Source organism: Anoxybacillus ayderensis (genome assembly GCF_000833605.1).
GTDB classification, from domain to species: Bacteria; Bacillota; Bacilli; order Bacillales; family Anoxybacillaceae; genus Anoxybacillus; species Anoxybacillus ayderensis.
This window is the reverse complement of the sequence record NZ_JXTG01000001.1, coordinates 1-19,785: the sequence shown is the minus strand read 5'-3', so window position 1 is coordinate 19,785 and position 19,785 is coordinate 1. Positions and strand designations below refer to the sequence as shown.

At 43.6% G+C, this 19,785-nt stretch carries 24 protein-coding genes; 4 read left to right on the top strand and 20 right to left on the bottom strand.

The genetic code is table 11. The annotated features are described in order from the left end of the window. Positions 1–93: 93 nt before the first annotated feature. From ptsP to glcT, 4 genes are all read right to left on the bottom strand, one after another. Positions 94–1,809 (bottom strand): phosphoenolpyruvate--protein phosphotransferase, encoded by a 1,716-nt coding sequence (ptsP, locus tag JV16_RS00110; RefSeq protein ID WP_021094501.1) that lies wholly within the window; start codon positions 1,807–1,809, stop codon positions 94–96. Then, positions 1,809–2,081, bottom strand: coding sequence for a phosphocarrier protein HPr (locus tag JV16_RS00105; protein ID WP_275451378.1), 273 nt, complete (start codon positions 2,079–2,081; stop codon positions 1,809–1,811). The genes ptsP and JV16_RS00105 overlap by 1 nt, the downstream gene beginning before the upstream one ends. An 83-nt stretch (positions 2,082–2,164) precedes the next feature. Then, complete coding sequence (ptsG, locus tag JV16_RS00100) at positions 2,165–4,180, bottom strand: glucose-specific PTS transporter subunit IIBC (protein WP_209428829.1); 2,016 nt, start codon at positions 4,178–4,180, stop codon at positions 2,165–2,167. 640 nt (positions 4,181–4,820) lie between these two features. Then, positions 4,821–5,666: a glucose PTS transporter transcription antiterminator GlcT gene (gene glcT / locus JV16_RS00095; RefSeq protein ID WP_042533675.1), complete on the bottom strand. Its 846-nt coding sequence runs from the start codon at positions 5,664–5,666 to the stop codon at positions 4,821–4,823. A gap of 193 nt (positions 5,667–5,859) precedes the next feature. Here glcT and JV16_RS00090 point away from each other — a divergent pair, with 193 nt between their 5' ends. Next, on the top strand, positions 5,860–6,663 hold the full coding sequence (locus JV16_RS00090; protein ID WP_021095633.1) for an HAD family hydrolase: 804 nt from the start codon (positions 5,860–5,862) through the stop codon (positions 6,661–6,663). 18 nt (positions 6,664–6,681) lie between these two features. Here JV16_RS00090 and JV16_RS00085 read toward each other — a convergent pair whose 3' ends face one another. Continuing rightward, positions 6,682–7,719 carry a C40 family peptidase gene (locus JV16_RS00085; RefSeq protein WP_021095634.1) on the bottom strand — a complete coding sequence of 346 codons (1,038 nt, stop codon included), beginning with the start codon at positions 7,717–7,719 and terminating at the stop codon, positions 6,682–6,684. A gap of 175 nt (positions 7,720–7,894) precedes the next feature. On the opposite strand from JV16_RS00085, the gene JV16_RS00080 reads away from it, so the two are divergent. Next, complete coding sequence (locus JV16_RS00080; RefSeq protein ID WP_021095635.1) at positions 7,895–8,659, top strand: alpha/beta fold hydrolase; 765 nt, start codon at positions 7,895–7,897, stop codon at positions 8,657–8,659. A gap of 168 nt (positions 8,660–8,827) precedes the next feature. On the opposite strand, the gene mnhG is transcribed toward JV16_RS00080, so the two are convergent. The 7 genes from mnhG to JV16_RS00045 are packed head-to-tail and all read right to left on the bottom strand — an operon-like array spanning position 8,828 to position 14,514. Then, complete coding sequence (gene mnhG, locus JV16_RS00075) at positions 8,828–9,145, bottom strand: monovalent cation/H(+) antiporter subunit G (RefSeq protein WP_035063472.1); 318 nt, start codon at positions 9,143–9,145, stop codon at positions 8,828–8,830. A 13-nt stretch (positions 9,146–9,158) separates the two neighbouring features. Beyond that, the gene (locus JV16_RS00070; RefSeq protein WP_021095637.1) at positions 9,159–9,434 is read right to left on the bottom strand and encodes a Na(+)/H(+) antiporter subunit F1; all 276 of its coding nucleotides are present in this window, start codon (positions 9,432–9,434) and stop codon (positions 9,159–9,161) included. Then, positions 9,431–9,907: a Na+/H+ antiporter subunit E gene (locus JV16_RS00065; protein WP_042533673.1), complete on the bottom strand. Its 477-nt coding sequence runs from the start codon at positions 9,905–9,907 to the stop codon at positions 9,431–9,433. Before JV16_RS00065 ends, JV16_RS00070 begins: the two co-directional genes overlap by 4 nt. Before the next feature lie 6 nt (positions 9,908–9,913). After that, complete coding sequence (locus JV16_RS00060; RefSeq protein ID WP_021095639.1) at positions 9,914–11,386, bottom strand: Na+/H+ antiporter subunit D; 1,473 nt, start codon at positions 11,384–11,386, stop codon at positions 9,914–9,916. Further along, positions 11,379–11,711, bottom strand: a complete 333-nt coding sequence (locus JV16_RS00055; protein ID WP_021095640.1) for a Na(+)/H(+) antiporter subunit C — start codon at positions 11,709–11,711, stop codon at positions 11,379–11,381. Before JV16_RS00055 ends, JV16_RS00060 begins: the two co-directional genes overlap by 8 nt. Continuing rightward, positions 11,711–12,133: a Na(+)/H(+) antiporter subunit B gene (locus JV16_RS00050; protein WP_009361111.1), complete on the bottom strand. Its 423-nt coding sequence runs from the start codon at positions 12,131–12,133 to the stop codon at positions 11,711–11,713. Before JV16_RS00050 ends, JV16_RS00055 begins: the two co-directional genes overlap by 1 nt. Then, positions 12,130–14,514: a Na+/H+ antiporter subunit A gene (locus JV16_RS00045; protein WP_021095641.1), complete on the bottom strand. Its 2,385-nt coding sequence runs from the start codon at positions 14,512–14,514 to the stop codon at positions 12,130–12,132. Before JV16_RS00045 ends, JV16_RS00050 begins: the two co-directional genes overlap by 4 nt. Before the next feature lie 111 nt (positions 14,515–14,625). Between JV16_RS00045 and JV16_RS15725 the strand changes: the two genes are divergently transcribed. Continuing rightward, positions 14,626–14,799 carry a hypothetical protein gene (locus JV16_RS15725; RefSeq protein WP_021095642.1) on the top strand — a complete coding sequence of 58 codons (174 nt, stop codon included), beginning with the start codon at positions 14,626–14,628 and terminating at the stop codon, positions 14,797–14,799. Here JV16_RS15725 and JV16_RS00040 read toward each other — a convergent pair. The 5 genes from JV16_RS00040 to JV16_RS00025 form a co-directional block, all read right to left on the bottom strand. Beyond that, on the bottom strand, positions 14,782–16,074 hold the full coding sequence (locus JV16_RS00040) for a globin-coupled sensor protein (RefSeq protein ID WP_021095643.1): 1,293 nt from the start codon (positions 16,072–16,074) through the stop codon (positions 14,782–14,784). The genes JV16_RS15725 and JV16_RS00040 overlap by 18 nt on opposite strands. A gap of 81 nt (positions 16,075–16,155) precedes the next feature. Continuing rightward, entirely contained in the window at positions 16,156–16,299 is a 144-nt protein-coding gene (locus JV16_RS15045; RefSeq protein ID WP_021095644.1) for a YvrJ family protein, read from the bottom strand. A 69-nt stretch (positions 16,300–16,368) separates the two neighbouring features. After that, positions 16,369–16,584 carry a DUF2922 domain-containing protein gene (locus JV16_RS00035; RefSeq protein ID WP_021095645.1) on the bottom strand — a complete coding sequence of 72 codons (216 nt, stop codon included), beginning with the start codon at positions 16,582–16,584 and terminating at the stop codon, positions 16,369–16,371. Positions 16,585–16,596: 12 nt separating this feature from the next. Then, positions 16,597–16,800 carry a DUF1659 domain-containing protein gene (locus JV16_RS00030; RefSeq protein WP_004891408.1) on the bottom strand — a complete coding sequence of 68 codons (204 nt, stop codon included), beginning with the start codon at positions 16,798–16,800 and terminating at the stop codon, positions 16,597–16,599. Positions 16,801–16,856: 56 nt separating this feature from the next. After that, positions 16,857–17,165, bottom strand: coding sequence for a winged helix-turn-helix transcriptional regulator (locus JV16_RS00025; protein WP_021095646.1), 309 nt, complete (start codon positions 17,163–17,165; stop codon positions 16,857–16,859). A 116-nt stretch (positions 17,166–17,281) separates the two neighbouring features. On the opposite strand from JV16_RS00025, the gene JV16_RS00020 reads away from it, so the two are divergent. Next, on the top strand, positions 17,282–17,884 hold the full coding sequence (locus tag JV16_RS00020; protein ID WP_021095647.1) for a nitroreductase family protein: 603 nt from the start codon (positions 17,282–17,284) through the stop codon (positions 17,882–17,884). 15 nt (positions 17,885–17,899) lie between these two features. Here the strand turns inward: JV16_RS00020 and JV16_RS00015 are convergent, their stop codons facing one another. The 3 genes from JV16_RS00015 to JV16_RS00005 form a co-directional block, all read right to left on the bottom strand. Continuing rightward, a complete protein-coding gene (locus JV16_RS00015; RefSeq protein ID WP_021095648.1) occupies positions 17,900–19,156 on the bottom strand; it encodes an ATP-binding protein in 1,257 nt (418 codons plus the stop codon). A gap of 18 nt (positions 19,157–19,174) precedes the next feature. After that, positions 19,175–19,426: a YueH family protein gene (locus JV16_RS00010; protein ID WP_021095649.1), complete on the bottom strand. Its 252-nt coding sequence runs from the start codon at positions 19,424–19,426 to the stop codon at positions 19,175–19,177. Positions 19,427–19,520: 94 nt separating this feature from the next. Then, positions 19,521–19,785: transposase (locus JV16_RS00005; RefSeq protein ID WP_042533668.1), on the bottom strand; the 265-nt coding region annotated here is incomplete at its 5' end.

Below are 19,785 nucleotides of genomic sequence, written 5' to 3'. Positions count from 1 at the left end.
TTGTAGTTTTATTATAAAAGGTTCACGCCACGCTGTCTATGACCGTTTTGTACTGATTTTTTTCCATAAAAAAAGAACCGAAGCAATCGGTTCTTATACGTTAAACGTTTCTTTTACGAAACGAACGACTTCGTCTGCTGTAGCAAGCGATAAAATATGATTTTTCACTTGTTCTGCTTCTTGTTTAGACAATTTCTTTAATTGTGAGCGAACGCGTAAAATTGATGTGGCACTCATGCTAAATTCATCTAAACCAAACGCTAGTAAAATTGGCACAGCAAGCTGCTCGCCTGCCATTTCTCCACACATCCCAACCCATTTTCCTTCTTTATGCGCCGCTTCAATGACGTTATAAATGAGGCGCAAAATGGCTGGGTTGTACGGTTGGTATAAATATGAGACGCGCTCGTTCATTCGGTCGGACGCCATCGTATATTGAATCAAGTCGTTTGTACCGATGCTGAAGAAATCGACTTCTTTTGCGAATTGATCCGCCAATACGGCTGCAGCTGGAATTTCGACCATCATGCCGACTTCAATCTCATCAGACACCGGAACGCCTTCCGCAACGAGCTTTTCTTTTTCTTCTAAAAGAATCGCTTTCGCTTGACGGAATTCGTCTAACGTCGCAATCATCGGAAACATCACTTTTAAGTTGCCGTATACGCTTGCGCGCAACAACGCGCGAAGTTGCGTACGGAACATTTGTTGCATATCTAAGCAAAGACGAATCGCCCGGAAACCTAAAAACGGGTTCATTTCTTTTGGAAGGTCTAAATATGGCAATTCTTTGTCGCCGCCAATATCGAGCGTACGAACGACAACAGGTTTTCCTTCCATTTTTTCTAATACCGTTTTATATGCTTCAAACTGTTCTTCTTCTGTCGGCAACTCGTTGCGTCCCATGTACAAAAATTCTGTACGATATAGCCCGATGCCTTCTGCCCCATTCGCAAGTACACCTTCGACATCGTTTGGCGTGCCGATGTTTGCCGCAAGCTCGACATGGTGACCGTCTTTCGTCGTCGTTTGTTCGTGAACGAGCTTCGCCCATTCTGCTTTTTGCGCAGCAAATGCGGCACGTTTTTGTTCATATTGGGCGATGATTTCTTCTGTCGGATTGACGATGACTTCACCGTCAAGTCCGTCAATAATGACGATGTCGCCGTTTTGAATCGTCGCTGTCGCTTCTTTCGTTCCGACGACAGCTGGAATTTCCATCGAACGAGCCATAATCGCCGAGTGAGATGTGCGACCGCCGATGTCAGTTGTAAAACCTTTCACATATTTTCGGTTTAATTGCGCTGTATCGGACGGCGTTAAGTCTTCAGCGATCACGACGACTTCTTCGGTAACCATGCTTGGGTTTGAAATCGTTACTCCTAATAAATGCGCAAGCACGCGTTTCGTTACATCGCGAATGTCCGCAGCACGCTCTTTCATATATTCGTTGTCCATCGCTTCAAACATCGCAATAAACATCGATGCGACGTCATGAAGAGCAAATTCTGCATTGACGCGTTCTTGTTCAATTTTTTGTTCAACAGCTTGGACGAGTTCTGGGTCGCTTAGTACGAGTAAATGGGCGGAGAAAATAGCCGCTTTATCTTCGCCAAGCTCTTTTAATGCGTGCGCTTGAATGGCTTTTAGCTCTTCTTTCGCTTTGGCGAGCGCTTGTTGGAAACGGCTTACTTGTTCAGCTGGGTTTTCAATCGTTTGTTTTTCAACCGTTAAATCGGGATGTTCTAAACGGTACGCCTTCGCAATGGCAATGCCATTCGATGCAGCAATCCCTTGCAGTTTTTTCATTATTGAGCTAATCCTTCTTTTGCTAACGTTTCTGTTAATGCGTTGATTGCTTCTGCTGCATCGCTACCTTCAGCTGAAATTGTAATTTGCGCACCTTGTGGAATGCCTAATGACATAACACCCATAATCGATTTTAAGTTCACTTTTTTGCCGTTGTACTCTAATTGAATGTCGCTATCGAATTTGCTCGCTGTTTGAACTAACATTGTTGCTGGACGGGCATGAATACCAGATTCTGCTGTTACTTGAAACGTTTTTTGCATATTGCTCATCTCCTCACTTTATATTTTGAAAACATAGAGGGCGAAAACCCTCTATGTTTTTTTACCGAAAAATGACGCATTTTGCAAGTAAATTATTTTTGAACGACGACAACGTCTTCGCCTTTTGTTACTGTTCCTTGTTTCGCGATTTGTACTGTTTCTCCTGCTTGTAAGTTCGTGAAAATAATTGGCGTGACGACAGAAGGAGCATGTTGTTTCACGTATGCAAGGTCAACTTTTAAAATTGGTTGTCCTTTTTTCACTGCTGCACCTTCTGATACGAGCGCTTCAAATCCTTGACCGTTTAATTTCACTGTATCAATACCGAAGTGGATGAGCACTTCACGACCTGTGTTTGATTGAATGCCGATCGCATGTTTTGTCGGGAACACGTTCACGATCGTTCCGTCTACTGGCGATACGACTGTCCCGTCTGTCGGCTCAACCGCAAAACCGTCGCCCATCATTTTTGTTGAAAACACTTGATCTGGCACTTCAGAAAGTGGAACGACTTTTCCTGTTAAAGGCGATGCGACTTGTTCCGTTTCTCCTGTCGCTTGCACCGCTGGTTTTGCTTTTTCTACTGCTTTTGTCGGCACGCGGCCTTCCATAATATCCTTAATTTGTGTTTTTAAAATGTCTGATTTCGGTCCGAAAATCGCTTGAATGTTGTTGCCGACTTCTAATACGCCTGCTGCGCCGAGCGCTTTTAAACGATCTTTATCGACATGTTGAATGTCGTTGACAGATACACGTAAACGCGTGATGCACGCATCTAAATGGGCGATATTTTCTTTTCCGCCAAGCGCCGCTAAAATTTCGTGCGGAAGTTCGCCTGCGTCTGCTGAAGCTGTCGTTTCTGTCGTTTCTTTTTCACGACCTGGTGTTGCTAAATCCCATTTGCGAATCGCAAAACGGAATCCGAAGTAGTAAATGACCGCAAACACAAGACCGACTGGAATGACGAGCCACCATGCTGTACGGCCCGGCAACACACCGAATAGTAAGTAGTCGATCACACCGCCAGAGAACGTCATACCGATTTTGACGTTTAAGATGTGCATAAGCATAAATGATAAACCTGCGAAAATCGTATGAATCGCAAACAATGCTGGCGCAACGAACAAGAATGAGAATTCAATCGGTTCTGTAATTCCTGTTAAAAACGATGTTAACGCGGCAGATGCCATAATCCCTGCAACGACTTTTTTGTTTTCTGGACGCGCTTCATGATAAATCGCAAGCGCCGCTGCTGGTAAACCGAACATCATGAACGGGAATTTTCCTGTCATAAACGTACCCGCTGTTAGCTCGGCACCGTCTTTAATTTGTTCGAAGAAAATGCGTTGGTCTCCGCGTACAAGCTCGCCTGCTTTGTTCACGTATTGACCGAACTCAAACCAGAACGGTGAGTAGAAAATGTGGTGTAAACCGAACGGAATTAATGCACGCTCGATGACACCGAAAATAAATGCAGCTAACGTACGGTTTGCGTCAATCATATTGTGCGAAAATGCGTTTAAGCCGTGTTGAACAGGCGGCCATAACCACGTCATCGCAATACCGAGAATTAACGCGGATGCAGCGGTTACAATTGGAACGAAACGCTTCCCTGCAAAGAAACCTAAATAAGATGGCAACTCAATGTTAAAGTATTTGTTGTACATATACGCGGCTAAAATACCGACGATAATCCCGCCGAATACCCCTGTTTGCAACGTCGGAATACCTAATACGTTCGCAAACGATGGGTCTGTGCCGATTTGATCGGATGTGACACCTAAAATGACGCTCATTGTTACATTCATGACTAAGTAGCCAATGATTGCTGCTAAACCAGCAACCCCTTCACCGCCAGCTAATCCGACGGCAACCCCAACGGCGAATAAAAGCGGCAAGTTCGCAAATACAATGCCACCCGATTGCTCCATGACTTTCGCAACCATTTCGACCCAGCCTGTTTCTAACGCTGGAATTTTTTCAATTAAAGCTGGGTTTTGTAACGCGTTACCAAACGCAAGCAAAATACCTGCTGCCGGTAAAATCGCAACGGGAAGCATAAGCGCTTTACCGACTTTTTGTAACGTACCAAACGCTTTTTTCATCATCTTTGGCGAGGAGACCCCGACTTCTAAACAATAGAGAAAGTCGGGGAGGAATCGCCCTTCCTCCTTTCTTTTGTATATGATAAAATAAGAATGTGGAGAAAACCGTTGAATCAAGGCACTCCAATCCCCGTTACTCGATGTAGGGAGTTGGTTGCAGGAAACGTTGCAACCGTAAAACATCGAGCGTACATCCGTCTGTTGTGCGTGGAAGTCAAGTACTGCCTACAGACATGCCGAGCCACTCGGTAGCGATATAGGCATGACCTATGTCGTTGGGCAGTCGTCAACCTGCCCCTGATGCAACCCCAAGTCAAGGAAGGAGGACGAAGTCCGTTTGCACTTCTGGGGAGTTGCAAGCCCCCTCTTCAAGCGTTAGCTAAGTGGGGGTAGTTGACATAAAACCCTCCTTCATTTTGTTAATGTTTGCAACAAACGGCATTTCCATGTATGGAATGTAGATGAAGCAATAAGTTAGACGTCTAACGAATGTAAGCATTTGCAAAAGATGGAAAACAAAAAGGCATAAGCAAAGAACGACAGAAAAAGGGTACTATGTAACGACTTTTGTCGTTACACCACTTTTCTTGCCTTCTTTACTCATGCCTGATCGAATCAGTAACACGTAAAGATAAGTGCCCATTTATTCACTTTTTCCAGTTAACCGCTGCAAATGCAACGTTAAATATACTGCTTCTGCTTCATCTACCGGAAGTTGCAACGTTTGCTGCATAATTTTTATGAGCTTCCACGACAAATTATAGCATAGTGGGTACGTCTCTTTCAATATGTTTGATAATTTTTTTGGCTCTTCAATTTTTTCTCCTTTTTTCACTCGCTCAATCGCATAGCGTAAATGACGAACAAACCGTAAATAATGAATGCTTTCGCGGTCAATGCGAATGTCGAGCTGTTCTTCGACGACAGAAACGAGGCGAGAAATGAGTTGCGAATGTTGATTCACTTCCGATAATTGATGATTCGTTAACGCACTATGAATGTGTAAAGCGATAAAACCGATTTCTCCCTCGGGAAGTTGAATGTGCAATCGGTCATTTAACATGTTTACCACTTCGGTAGCGACGTCATATTCAAGCGGATATAAACTTTTCGTTTCCACTAAAAACGGATTTTTAATGTCCATTCCTTGTTCTAATCGCTTCATTGCGAACAAAATATGGTCCGTTAATGCGACGTGAATATGTTCGTTTAATGGGCTGTTCGTTCGTTTTCGGATGTGGTAAATGATGTCGTTCATTAAGCCGATAAATTCTTCATCGACATGCGGCAACAACTTTTTATATTGTTCTTGTTCACGCTCATTTTTTAAAATAAACCATTTTTCAACGTCTTTTTGTTCAATGACGTCTCCTTTCTTTTTACCAAAGCCAATGCCTTTCCCGATGAGTACGACTTCATCGTATGTTGGATGCGAGGCAATGAGCACGTTGTTGTTTAATATTTTTTCAATGCGAAACGATTGTTCCACGTCTAGTTCGCTCCTTTAAAAACGTTTACATTACTTTCAATGTTACGAAACGAACGAAGCAACGTCAATGGAAATGCAATGATTTTTGTCAAGACAGCTGTGAACGTTTTTTTACAATGAGGCATTTCCATTGCACAAATGCGTTTGTTCGATTAAACTTTTGTTCATCACGAAATGGAAAGGAGTTGCCATGATGATTCAACTCATTGTCACCGATTTAGACGGCACATTGCTCGGTTACGACCGACGCGTGAAAAAAGAAGATCGGGAAGCGGTCGTTCGTGCCATAACAAGCGGCATCCAGTTTGCTGTCGCTTCTGGGCGAATGGATAATGAAATTTTAGAAGTGTTAAAAGAAATCGGTCATGACGCGCATCGCATTAGCCAAAACGGCGCATTTGTGTACACAAGCGATCACCGCCTTCTTCATGAGCGCGCATTCGATCCCGCGCTTGCGCGTTCCATTTATGAACGAGCGCGCACGCTGGAAGCGATCGTGCTCGTATGTAACGAACAAACGAGCTTTGTCGAAACGAAAACAGAACAAATCGAACAAATGAGAGCGCGGTTATTTTTCGATATTGTTGAAAAACGAGAGATGCTTCATGCGATCGGGCGTGACATCCACCCGTCAAAAATCACGGTCATTGCGGAAGAACATGTCGTCAACCATTTTGAACACGTCGTCAATGAAACGTGGGGACCGTATGTCGATACGTTCATTTCTGAACCGCGTTGTTTAGACATTATGCCGAAACGAATTAGCAAAGGTGAAGCGCTTCAACTGTTAATGAATCATTTACACATTCAACCGGACCAAGTCGCTTGCTTTGGCGACTCGTTCAACGATATTCCGATGTTTCGCCTCACCCCGCATAGTTTCGTCATGTCGCACGCGCATGAGCAAGTGAAAAAAGAAGCACGCTACGTCGTTTCCTCCGTGCATGAGGCGATCGAAACGGTGCTTCGCATAAACGAAAAGATGCCTCAAACGTAAGAGGCATCTTCCTTTCAATTAAAAAAGACGAACGGCTTTTACTGCACGCGGTGCCCAATACGGTTTCATGTTTGCAAACGCGACTCCCGTGCTTGTTGCGGCATGCAACAACGTTGAACTATCGACGACAATCGATACGTGGTTAATGACGCCGTCTCCTGTCGTATCAAAAAAGATTAAGTCGCCTTTTCGAACGCTTGCAAGCGGCACTTCAGTTCCGACCATCGCTTGTTCGCGCGATGTGCGCGGCAATGTGATGCCGTTTTCGCTATATACACGATACGTAAACGATGAGCAGTCAAACACGTCTGTGCGCGTCGTCGGCGCACCGAACAAATATGCTGCACCGATATATTTTTTCCCTGTTTCAATCACTGCATTCGCTCTTTCTTCCCAAGAAAGCGGCACGTAAATTGTTTGCCCGACACGAATGAAATCGGCGCTCGTTATACTTGGATTTAACGCAAGTAAATCGCTTACTGTTGTATTAAATGTTTTCGCAATCGTAGATAACGTATCGCCCGGTTGAACGATATATCGTTTTGTTGCGCTATTTGTCGTTGTTGGCGGTGTTATCGTTGTTGGTGCTGGCGTTGGTGACGTCAATTGATTTGTCGTTGTATTTGTTGTACTTGCCGCCGGCACTTGTAATACTTGTCCAACATAAATACGATTCACGTCTGTAATCGTCGGATTCAGTTCGAGAAGACGTGTGACGGTTGTATTCCATTTTCTCGCAATTGTAGATAACGTATCGCCGCTTTGAATAGTATATGTCGTAGTTGTTGTATTTGTCGTTGTATTTGTCGTTGTATTTGTTGGCGCAGTTGTTTGAACAGTTGTTTGTGCATCAGGCACTTGTAATACTTGTCCAATAAAAATCGTATCTGTCGTTAGCTGATTTAACGTTTTTAATTCAGTCACTGACGTACGGAACGTTTGGGCAATTTTCCATAACGAATCGCCTGATTTGACTGTATATTGCGCGGCATCTACCGCTTTTTCCCCTAAAAATAACGTCGATAATACCGCTCCAGCTACAATCGTTTTTTTCATCGTCCCAAACTCCTTTTTTCTTTTTTTGAAGCGCTTCTCTGCTCATATGATAACATGAAACTACAATTCTATTAACCGTATACTTTTAAACTTTTCTTCCATTAAATTGAAACAAGCATAAAATATCGATCTTTTTTCGCATACTATTCGTATGAAAACGAAAGGAAGATGCGAAATGGCTTACACATTTGTCGAACATTCCGTTCCTTTGTACTATGAAACGGTAGGAAGTGGGACACCGATTGTATTCGTTCATCCACCCGGCATGGGAAGCGTGACGTTTCATCGCCAGCAACGCGAACTTTCTTCTTCATTTCAAGTCGTCACGTACGATTTAAGAGGAAATGGAAAAAGCGGAAAAGGAAATAAGCCGATCACGATGGATATGTTAGCGAGCGATTTACATGAGCTGTTTAATCATTTACAAATCAAAGAGGCGATCGTTTGTGGCTATTCAAACGGAGGCTCGATTGCACAACATTTTGCGTTACAATATCCACATCAAGTGAAAGCACTTATATTAATTGGTGGGTTTTCGGAAGTGTGTACCCCGCTATTGTATGGGGAATTTTTCATGGGCATTTATGCGGTCAAATGGCACGGACTATCTTTTTTAGCAAACGTGCTCGGTCGTTCCCACGGCATAACGAAAGAAGAACAACAAATGATCGCTGACTACGTTCGATTAAGCGACCGAAAACGATTGTATGAAATGTACGTGTCAGGACTTCATTACCGTTCTACCGACCGATTGCATGAGCTTCGCTGTCCTCTTTTACTTATATACGGCGCGCGCGACTATTACGTTCATGCGTATGGGCGTATATTTCAACAACATGCGCCCGACGTCCGCATCGTCTATGTCGATGGGGCACGCCATCAAATTCCAACAAAACATGATGCTGAACTCCATCTGATCATTCGTTCATATTTTTCGTAAGAAAAGCGCAAAGCGCCCGCCTATCGGCGAAGAGCGCACAAGCCCCACCGAGGAGGCTGTCGCCGCCGCAGTGTGGGGCGGAGCGACTCGAGCCGATGGCGCTTGGAGCTAGACAGCTCCCCAAATCTGAAATTTTATACTTTCTTATCTTGTAAAAAAAGCTGACGGTTATTTTCCGCCAGCTTTTTCTTTTAAATCGTCGCGGACCGTTCCTTCCCACCGATCAACGTTCGCGTAATACGCCGCACGGCTAATGAGATGCGCTGCCACAGGAGATGTCATAAAAATAAAAACGATGCCAAGCAATAAACGGGAGTTAAAGTGGTTGTTTTCAATCAAAAAATGTAAAAACGCCCCAAGTAAAATGCACATAATGCCGAGCGTCGTACTTTTACTAATCGCATGGCTACGCGTATACACATCCGGCAAACGAATGGCGCCGACAGCAGATAAAAGGGTAAGCACCGCCCCGAGTAAAATAAGCATTGCGACAATCACATTAGCGATCGTTCCCACGTTCGATGACAACCCCTTTCTCTAAAAACTTCGCAAACGCCGCCGTCCCGACAAACGCTAAAATGCCGATGAGCAAAATGACATCTAAAAACGCGCTCGTATTTAATAGCATCGAAACGATCGCAACCATCCCCGCGAGCGTAATGCCCATCGCATCGAGCGCAATAATGCGATCAGCGACACTTGGCCCTTTCACAACGCGATATAAAAAACCGATCATCGCTAATGACAAAATGACGAGGGCGATATTGGCAATCATTTGCTCACCTCCATAATCGTTTTTTCAAACGATTGTTTAATGCTTTCAATCGCTTCATGCACATCTGGGCTATTTAACGCATGAATATACAACGTGCTTCCATCATCGGATACGTCTAAAACGAGCGTACCCGGTGTGAGCGTAATCAGCATCGCTAAAATCGTAATTTCCCACTCTTTTTTTAATTCTGTCGGCAATGCGAAAATGGCAGGCTGAATCGTTAACGGACGTTTCATAACGACTTTTGCCACTGCGATGTTCGATAAAATGAGCTCTTTGAAAAAGATAAACAGCAACTTCACAATGACAAACACCGGAAAGAGATAAAAGCGCGAATGGAAAAAGCGTCGCAACATAAAAATAATAAACAGCCCGATCATATAGCCGATAACAAACGAGGCTCCGTTAAATGAAACCGTTAAAAACATCCATACGAACGCTAAACAGACGTTTAATAAAATTTGAAATGCCATCGCTTTCTACTCCTTTAACACCGCTTGAATATACACATTCGGTTCCGTCAATACGTTCACCGCATCCACAACGAACGGGCGGACAAATTCTACGCCAACGCCGTATGCGACGGATAAAACAAGCAACACGAGCACAGGAACGATTCGTCCATCAAGCCGCTTTTGTTCAAATCCTTTTTTCTCCCCCCAAAAGCCGTTCATAAATATTTTCATGACGGAATATAACACAAGCAAACTCGACAATAAAATGACGATCGCTTCAAATATGAGATGTGCATCAAAGCTTGCTTTTACAATGAGCAACTTGCCGATAAATCCGCTAAATGGCGGAATGCCCGCAAGCGATAACGCGGCGATAAAAAACGACCAACCAAGAAGCGGGTATGACGCAATTAACCCGGAAAACGAACGAATATCGTTCGAACGCGTAATTGAAAAGATGATGCCAACGAACAAAAAGAGCGTCGTTTTCATGACCATGTCTTGCAACAAGTAAAAAATTGTTCCTTCTACACTTTCTGGGGTCATGATAGAAATGCCGAAGATCATGACGCCAACAGCGGCAATAATGTTATAAATGACGATGTAACGCATATCGTGATACGCCACCGCTCCGATGACGCCGATCGCGATCGTACCGAGCGCAAGCCAAGCGAGCAACGTATGCGTGTAGGCGACATCATGCGTAAATAAAAGCGTAAACGTGCGCAATATCGCATATACGCCTACTTTTGTCAACAGTCCTCCAAATAACGCTAACACAGGTGTCGGCGGCGCATAATACGCACTCGGGAGCCAAAAGTATAACGGGAAAATCGCCCCTTTTAATCCGAATACAACGATAAACAATACCGCAATAACCGTTAAAATAGGAGAAGGACCAAGGTCATGAATGCGCTGAGCTAAATGCGCCATATTTAACGTTCCTGTCACCGCGTATAAATACGCCACCGCAACGACGAATAAGGCGGACGAAATGACGTTGACAAGCGTATATTTAATCGTTTCACGCAATTGCATTTTCGTCCCGCCAAGCACAAGTAACACGTATGAAGACATAAGCATCACTTCAAAAAAGACGAACAAGTTAAATAAATCGCCTGTCGTAAACGATCCGTTCACACCGACGAGCAAAAATTGAAAAAACGAATAGTAATAAAACGTTTCTCGTTTTTCGCCAATGGCGTAAAACGAATAAACTAAGCAGGCAAGCGCGATGATGCTTGCCGTAAGCACAAGAAGCGCAGATAACGAATCGGATACGAGCGTAATGCCAAATGGCGCCGGCCAATTTCCGACGTTTAACGTTTGAATGCCGTCTGTATGGACGCGATAAAGCAACACGCTACTTGCGACGACTAAACTACTTGTCGCTACCGCTGAAACGGCACGTTGCCAAAAGATGTGCTTCGGAAAGAAAATAAGAATAATTGCCGTCACAAGCGGAATAACAATCGGCAAAAGTAGAAGGTTACTCATCTCCCTTCATCCCTTCCATATGGTCTGTTCCAATTTCTTGGTATGAACGATACGCTAACACTAAGAAAAATGCCGTTACCCCAAAACTGATCACAATCGCCGTTAAAATGAGCGCTTGTGGCAGCGGATCGACGTACCGCGTCGCTTTTTCCCCTAAAAGCGGCGGGGCGCCTACTTTTAACCCGCCCATTGTCAACAATAACAAATGAGCGCCATGGCTAAGCAAACCTGTACCGATAATGATGCGAAGCAAGCTTTTGCTTAGCATTAAATATGTCGCGGCGGTAAATAAACAACCGATGACGACAATCATAAGCAGTTCCATTAGTCGCTCTCCCCTATCGTTTCAATAATAATCATCGTCACGCCGACGACGACAAAATAAACGCCTAAGTCAAATAACACCGCGGTATGAAGCGACGTATGGTCAAGCAACGGCAAATGGACGTATTGATACGCATGCGTTAAAAACGGACGGTCGAGAAATAGGCTGCTTATTCCTGTTCCGACCGCAAACAGCAATCCAATCGCCACAAGCCATTTATAATTGATCGGAACCATGTTGCGAACCGTTTCAATATCAAACGCTAAAAGCAATAAAACGAGCGCACCAGCTGTCATTAATCCGCCAATAAAACCGCCGCCCGGATAATAATGTCCTGCAAAAAACAGTTGAACGGAAAACAGCACGATGATTGGCGTGACGACCGCTGTTGTCGTTCGTAAAATGACATCGTTTCGCTTCATCGTTCCTCCTCCTTCGCAAGCCGCAATTTCACCATCGCATAAATGCCTAAGGCGGCAATCGCTAACACGCATATTTCAAACAACGTATCAAAGCCGCGAAAATCGACTAAAATGACGTTGACCATATTTTTTCCAGCCGCTTTTTCATACGTATTGTCTACGTAATATTGCGAAATGGAATCGAAATGTTTTCCTGCATACGCAAAAAAGGCAATGACGCTCACCGTGACGCCAACCGCAACAGAAATGAGCGCGTTTCCTACGTTAAAACCGACGCTTTCTTGCTTTTGACTAAATTTCGGCAAATGGTAAAAACAAAGCAAAAAGAGCGCCACAGAAATCGTTTCAATGACAAGTTGCGTGAGCGCTAAATCCGGAGCGCGAAATAGCACGAAAAACAACGCCACCGAATAACCGACAGCCCCTAATGAAACGATAGCTGTTAAACGTGATTTCGCCATCACCGTCGTGATCGTCGCTGCGATCATAGCTAAAGCGAGTACAACTTCATACACGCGAACACTCGCTAAGTGGCTTAAACTGATGTTCCATTGCTCGCTTAAACCGATCGTAAACAAAAGCAAGACGACAAGCGAGGCAAAAATGTACATCAAGTACGTGCGCATCGAACCTGTCATGATGCGTGAAGTAAACGCCCGTGCCCCTCTTTCCATCCAAACGAACGACTGATCGTACAAAAAGTTTAACGACATCCGTTCAGAAAGGCGAGCATACACCTTTTTCCATTTTGAAAACGTGCGGTATAGCAACAAACCGAACAATAACACGCCAATCGTCATAAACAATTCTGGCGTAAACCCATGCCAATGAGAAATATACACATCAACCGCTTCATTTGGCGCAAACAGTCCGTATAACACCGCATATACGGCCGGTGCTAATATAGATTCCGACAATACATTTGGCACAATTCCGATGAAGATGACGAGCAACGCGAGCACAATTGGCGCTATGAGCATACCAATTGGAGCTTCATGCGCTTCTTTTTTCAATAAATGCGGCTTGTACGTGCCAAAAAACGTGCGGCTCACGAAAAGGGCGCTATATAAAAACGTAAATATGCTTGCAATCCACGCAACAATCGGTAAAATAGCCGCCCATCCTGCCACTTCTCTCGCGCGCAACATCGCAGTAAAAAACATTTCTTTACTTAAAAAACCGTTAAACGGCGGCAGTCCCGCCATCGAAAGCGAACCAATGAGGGCGATCGTAAACGTCATCGGCATCACCGTCATTAAACCGCCGAGGCGGCGAATGTCGCGCGTTCCTGTTTCATGGTCAACGATGCCGACGACCATAAATAAACTTCCTTTAAACGTCGCATGGTTAAACAGATGGAAAATGGCAGCTAACACCGCAACCATAAATATGTTTTCTTCCATCCAATCGTAATGAAACGCCAATCCCCCGACTCCTAACAGCGACGTAATTAAACCGAGCTGGCTGACGGTTGAGAACGCTAAAATCGCCTTTAAATCCGTCTGTTTTGACGCTAAAAACGATGCCCAACATAACGTCACAAGCCCCACGAGCGCCACAGTCCACACCCAAAAAGACGAAACGGCAAAAATCGGCGTCAAGCGCGCGATTAAATAAATACCTGCTTTCACCATTGTGGCGGAGTGCAAATACGCACTAACAGGCGTTGGCGCTTCCATCGCATCAGGCAACCAAATATAAAACGGAAATTGTGCTGACTTCGTAAAAGCACCAAACAAAATAAGGAAAAGAGCGGGGATAAACAGCGGATGTTCCGTTAATGGTGTACTGATGAGTTCACGAATGTGATACGTTCCACCTGCGATCGCAAGCGCAACAAACCCACCAAGCATGAGCAAGCCGCCAAACATCGTAATAAGCATTGATTTTTGTGCCCCATAGCGCGAACGATCACGCGTATACCAATAAGCGATTAATAAAAATGATGAAATAGACGTTAATTCCCAAAAGACGTATAGCGCAATGAGATGGTCAGATAGGACAACACCGAGCATAGCGCCCATAAATAAAAGCAAATATACGTAAAAATGACCGAGCTGTTCTTTTCCTTTTTGCAAATAATAAATGGAATATAGCACAACGAGTGTACCGATCCCTGTAATTAACAATGCAAACAATAAGCTTAACCCATCGACATATACGTCAAAAGAAATGTGAAGCGACGGAATCCAAGGCATCGTTGCGCGAATCGCTTCATCGTTGCGCACGTCGTTCACATAAGATAAAAAATAAACAAATAACGCAATCGGCAGCGGTAAAACAAACCACCCGACGTGCAGCGAGCGGACGAATTTGTACAACAACGGAACGAATAGCGCCAACAAAAACGGCGCGAACATTGCGATATGTAATGTCGACAAAACAATCAACCCCCTTCTGACATAACGATCCTCTTTTTTATACGAATCATATGTATAAAAAGTTTCACTTTTTTTCAAAATATATAGTAAAAACGAGAAAGGAGCAAGTCTATGATTGTTTTTCTTATGTTTACCATGTTTTTTCCTGACTATGAAGTCGAAGGAAAAAAAATCGAGCCTTCCATTTACTCGACAGTAAACGAAAGGCATCGTGAGCCGTTTCAGCCGAGGCAATATATTCGAAAAGTAGAGAAAAAAGAGGACGGATTACAATTCGCTCGCTAGCCCTTCTAATTCATCAGCAGATGCGGATACATGTTCCATCGCCTCATGAATTTCACTTACTGCTTCCGCGCACGCTTTCATTTCGTCGTCAATGCGCACGCTATATTGGCAAATGCGTTCAAGCGCGGATGCAAATTCATCAAAAAACGAATAAATCGTTTCCATTCCATTTGTACTCTCGGTCACAGAAAGCGATGCAAGTTCAAGCGATTGCGACATCGCAACAATATGATCATGAATATCGCTTAATACGCGCGATACATCAGCGACCGATTGTTTCGTTTGCGTCGCCAGTTTGCGCACTTCATCAGCAACGACAGCAAAGCCTTTTCCGTGCTCTCCCGCGCGCGCCGCTTCAATCGAGGCGTTCAGTGAAAGCATATTCGTCTGATCTGCAATAGACGTCACAAGCGAAGCGATATGTTCAATTTCTTTCATCGCTTGTTGAAGTTTGCCCATATTCGCTTCAATTTGTTTCATTTTTTCATTCATTTGTAGCATGTTTTCCACTTGCGCTTGCAATTGTTGTTTTCCTTTTGCTGATTTTTCAGCGCTTGCGACAGCCACATGAGAAGCTTCTTGTGCCGCCTGCAAAATGCCAGCGGTTTGCGCGTTTAACGCCGCGACGGAAGCGCTTACTTCATCGGACGCATGACTTAGCTGTTGAATCGATGCTTTCACTTGTTCTTTCATTTGTTGTTTCAATGTCTCCATTTGTAAACGAAGCTCTTCGTTTTCTCGTTCATATTGTTCTAACACGAGCTGTTGTTCAACATTTAACATTTTAGAGACGGATTTCATGACGACAATGACATACGATGGCTGACGTAATTGTTCTAACATGACCGCTAAAATTTCCTCAAGCAAATGTTGAAACGAAGCGATGTACCATTTCGGCTCTAAACCGATGCGGACGTGTGCTTGAGCAACGCGACGTCTTTTTTCAATAAACGCTTCATCAATGTTTCCGTTAAACATTTCTTTTACATGTGTCGTTAATGTTTGTTTTAAGCGCTCAATCGTGCTATGTTGTTGAATGATTGAAAGCAAATGACTTTCTTTTTGAAGCGCACCATAAAAGGCGTCAACGATGCGAGCAATATTTGCTTCAATATAAGGTTTGACGTGCTGTAAAATCGCAATATCTTTCGTTGTCATCCCGATAAGCGCCAGCTGTCGTTCAACCGTTCCTTCATGGAGGCGAATCGGCTCTTCTTTCATTTGTAAAATCGCTTCAAGCTGTAAATCGCGCTCCTCTTGTTTTCGTTTAAACAAAATAAAACCCTCCTTAACTCACATAACCAACTTTCTTACATGTTTATGTTAACAAAAGGAATGCAAAAAGAAAACACCCATTTAGTTGGGTGCTTTCCATTGTTCGCCTAACATGCGAATCGAGTCGATGACCGCATCTAATTTGCCTTCGATCCGATGCAGTAAATAAAACGTCACCGCAATCGGAAAACCGACATCGGAAAGAAGCGACAAATACGCTTCCATCTTTCTCAACCCCTTCGATTTTCGCTTATATATAACAAGGTGTCCCGCCGCACAGGACACCTTGAGCATTTATGCAAACGTCCATTGTGTCACCGTTGTATCGATGAGGCGCGCTCCTTTTTTCGCGATGAGATCGCCTCCACTCGATGGAAAGACGTTTGCGGCAATGATGACATCCATCGCTTGACTAATTTGCGCTTCTGTCACATCTTCACGCGGTGCATCGATGCTGAAACGAACCGTCTTCCCTTCTTCATTCATAAACTGCAATTCAAGCGTTTTCATTTCTCATCCCTCCTATTCACCTAATACGTGCACATCATTGCGATATACGTGAACGAGCGGCGCGCTTTGCAAAGATGCAAGCGCTTGGGCAACAGAGACGAGCGAGCTTTCCGTTGCGTTCGGTTTGATCGTATACGTTTTATTTTTGTATAGCGGTTTGCCCGTTTCTGTCACGCCAACTTCAAACGTTAAACGAAGTTGTGAACGTTGAAGCATGTCTTTCCCCTCCTTTCACTTATACTATCGCAACGACGATGGCGAAAGGTTAGGGACTACACCCATTTTTCTGCCCACACTTGCACCGCTTCCATCACAATGTGTAAATCTTTCCCTTTTTCCGTTAATTCGTATTCAATGCGCACAGGCTTTTCAGGGTAAACGTGGCGAACGACAATGTGTTCTTCTTCTAATTCTTTTAATCGTTCTGTTAACATTTTTTGGCTAATTTCCGGGATGCTTTCCGCTAAATCTTTAAAACGAAGCGGTCCGCGAAATAAAACGTGAATAATTAACCCATTCCATCTTTTTCCCAGCAGTTGAAACGCTGCTTCAATTTTCGGACAAACATGCGAACGTTCCATAAATCATCACCCTATGCATGAAATTTGACAAACTTATTGTAACTAAATTAATATAATTATCGTAACTAACAAAAAGTAAGTAATTTTATTTTTGTACATTTAAGGAGGAAATATATATGATTTCAATTATTGAACAACGACAATCCGTTCGGAAATACGATCCGAACGCTTCGATTTCGAAAGAACAACTAACAAAAATTTTACAATTAACGACGAAGGCGCCTTCTGCTTGGAATTTGCAACATTGGCATTTCGTCGTCATCTCTGGAAAAGAAGCGCAACAAAAACTCCTTCCAATCGCTTACAACCAACAACAAATCGTTGATGCATCGGCGGTCGTTGCGGTACTTGGCGATTTACAAGCAAATAAAAAAATAGATGCCGTATATGATCCGCTTGTCGCACAAGGAAAAATGACAAAAGAAGTGAAAGAAACGCTCGCCAAACAAATTGAAGGAGCGTATACAAACGCACAATATGCGCGCGATGCTGCGTTAACGAACGCTTCGTTAGCTGCGATGCAACTCATGCTTGTCGCAAAAGCTGAAGGGTTTGATACGTGCGCGATCGGCGGCTTTGACCCACAAGCATTTATGAAAGAGTTTCACATTTCTGACCGATACATTCCGGTGATGCTCATTACAATCGGTAAAGCGAGCGCACCTGCCCATCCTTCTCTTCGTTTACCAGTAGATGAAGTCACGACATGGGTAGAGTAATAAAAATGACCCGTTTTAAGACGGGTCATTTTTATATGTTGGTAAGATGATTTCAACCCGCGTTCCTTTGCCAACTTTGCTTTCAATTTGCATCGTGCCTTTATGTTCATGAACGATTTTCATGCTTGTCGTTAACCCAAGCCCCATTCCTTTTTCTTTTAACGTATAAAACGGTTCGCCAATTCGTTTTAAACGCTCTCGCTCAATCCCTTTTCCTGTATCTTCGATGATGACGTGGACGCGGTCATCTTTTTCTTTCGTAGAAATGGTGATTGTTCCTCCCTTTGGCATCGCTTCTAATGCGTTTTTGATGACGTTGACAAACACTTGAATGATCTCGCTTTTGTCGCCATATACGGTTGCGGATGTGCGCGGTTCATATTTCATTTGTACATTTTGTAAAATCGCTTCATACGTAAACAGCCCGATCACGTAGTCAACAACGTCGTGTAAAGCGAACGGTTTATACGATTTCATTTGCGGTTTCGCAAGCACGAGAAGTTGGCTCACGATTTGATTGACGCGCTCAATTTCATCCAACATAATTTGCACGAAACGTTCATCTACTTCTTTCGTTTCTTTCATCATTTGCAAAAAGCCTTTAATGGACGTGAGCGGATTGCGAATTTCATGGGCGATGCCTGCTGCCAACTCACCGATAACGGATAGTTTTTCTTTTTTCAACAATAGCTGCTCGGCAATTTTTTGTTGTGTAATGTCGCGCCCGATGACGACAAGCCCTTTTCGTTTTCCGTTTTCGTAAAATAGCGGCACTTTAATGACGTCAAACGTTTTCACTTCACCGTTTGGCGTCGGAAACGATTCTTCCGCACGCGTCACCGTTTTTGCCCGCCACGCTTCTTCGTCCGAATCGATGCAATAAAGTAACGCTTCGCGAAAATGAGGAGTATATTCCGCCAGTTCGGCATCTGTTTTTCCTTTATAATCGACATGCTCAAGCCCGTATAGCTTTAAGCCAAATTCGTTTACTCTGAGCCAACGTCCTTGTCCATCTTTAAATGATACGAAATCAGGCATCGCATGAATGAGCGTCAACAGCTCTTGTTCGCTTTCGCTCATTTGTTTTAATTCGCGATGTTTTTTAAAAGCGATATACATAAATACGGCAGATAAAATGACAAACATAAACCCTTTGAACGTTTGAACATATGGGACGATCTGTTGCGGAAGCGGCAACTTTTCTACATAAAAATCAGTCAATACGATCCAAATGGTGCTGACAATTACATAAATGACAATAGCGTATTTCATCTAGCAACGAAACCTTTCTTACATTTCTCTCATCCATTGGGCAAGCTTCATCGCAAGCGGCGAAACATGCTCTTCTTCTAACACGTTCGCAAGCGATTGTTGTAAACGTGATTCGATATGAACGAAATCATCATAGCTAACATAAATGGACCATTCCAAATACGGAATCGCAACAACGATATATTGTTCTTTTTTATTTTCGTAAATGTATACGTTTTGTTGAGAAGAATGTGGGTCAATACATGCTTTTCTAATTTTCATCTTGCTCATGCCTTTCCATTTTTTATTATCATAACACAAAATTTTTCCATTGTTCAAAACATTTTTTTCGGTTCATCACCAAAAGATGTACTTGCACCTGCCATTAAAGTATGTTAGTCGTTTCTAACCGAACCCGTAATGCAAAACGCTGGATATTTCTGTATCCATATCCCCGACGTTTGATCAGCTTGATCTTGTTATTCGTTCCTTCCATTTTCCCATTCGAGTAAGGGGATAAAATGCAAGAAACGATTTCTTCTGTTCGCTTGACGAGCGCTTTTGCAATCGCGCGCACAACCGAACAAGGACAAAACGAATACCGATGAATCCAAGACTCCAAACGTCGTTTCGCCTGTTGCTCGTCTTTG

Bases quoted from the DNA above. Each gene is read 5' to 3' on its own strand.
- JV16_RS00080 (WP_021095635.1), top strand. From the start codon at position 7,895: ATGGCTTACACATTTGTCGAACATTCCGTTCCTTTGTACTATGAAACG.
- JV16_RS00025 (WP_021095646.1), bottom strand. From the start codon at position 17,165: ATGGAACGTTCGCATGTTTGTCCGAAAATTGAAGCAGCGTTTCAACTG.
- JV16_RS00105 (WP_275451378.1), bottom strand. From the start codon at position 2,081: ATGAGCAATATGCAAAAAACGTTTCAAGTAACAGCAGAATCTGGTATT.
- mnhG (WP_035063472.1), bottom strand. From the start codon at position 9,145: ATGCTTATTTTACTCGGGGCGGTGCTTACCCTTTTATCTGCTGTCGGC.
- JV16_RS00090 (WP_021095633.1), top strand. From the start codon at position 5,860: ATGATTCAACTCATTGTCACCGATTTAGACGGCACATTGCTCGGTTAC.
- JV16_RS15725 (WP_021095642.1), top strand. From the start codon at position 14,626: ATGATTGTTTTTCTTATGTTTACCATGTTTTTTCCTGACTATGAAGTC.
- JV16_RS00060 (WP_021095639.1), bottom strand. From the start codon at position 11,386: ATGAGTAACCTTCTACTTTTGCCGATTGTTATTCCGCTTGTGACGGCA.
- JV16_RS00050 (WP_009361111.1), bottom strand. From the start codon at position 12,133: ATGAAGCGAAACGATGTCATTTTACGAACGACAACAGCGGTCGTCACG.
- JV16_RS00015 (WP_021095648.1), bottom strand. From the start codon at position 19,156: ATGAAATACGCTATTGTCATTTATGTAATTGTCAGCACCATTTGGATC.
- JV16_RS00010 (WP_021095649.1), bottom strand. From the start codon at position 19,426: ATGAGCAAGATGAAAATTAGAAAAGCATGTATTGACCCACATTCTTCT.
- JV16_RS00020 (WP_021095647.1), top strand. From the start codon at position 17,282: ATGATTTCAATTATTGAACAACGACAATCCGTTCGGAAATACGATCCG.
- JV16_RS00030 (WP_004891408.1), bottom strand. From the start codon at position 16,800: ATGCTTCAACGTTCACAACTTCGTTTAACGTTTGAAGTTGGCGTGACA.
- JV16_RS00085 (WP_021095634.1), bottom strand. From the start codon at position 7,719: ATGAAAAAAACGATTGTAGCTGGAGCGGTATTATCGACGTTATTTTTA.
- JV16_RS00070 (WP_021095637.1), bottom strand. From the start codon at position 9,434: ATGATTGCCAATATCGCCCTCGTCATTTTGTCATTAGCGATGATCGGT.
- JV16_RS00055 (WP_021095640.1), bottom strand. From the start codon at position 11,711: ATGGAACTGCTTATGATTGTCGTCATCGGTTGTTTATTTACCGCCGCG.
- JV16_RS00065 (WP_042533673.1), bottom strand. From the start codon at position 9,907: ATGGCATTTCAAATTTTATTAAACGTCTGTTTAGCGTTCGTATGGATG.
- JV16_RS00035 (WP_021095645.1), bottom strand. From the start codon at position 16,584: ATGAAAACGCTTGAATTGCAGTTTATGAATGAAGAAGGGAAGACGGTT.
- ptsP (WP_021094501.1), bottom strand. From the start codon at position 1,809: ATGAAAAAACTGCAAGGGATTGCTGCATCGAATGGCATTGCCATTGCG.
- ptsG (WP_209428829.1), bottom strand. From the start codon at position 4,180: ATGATGAAAAAAGCGTTTGGTACGTTACAAAAAGTCGGTAAAGCGCTT.
- JV16_RS15045 (WP_021095644.1), bottom strand. From the start codon at position 16,299: ATGGAAGCGTATTTGTCGCTTCTTTCCGATGTCGGTTTTCCGATTGCG.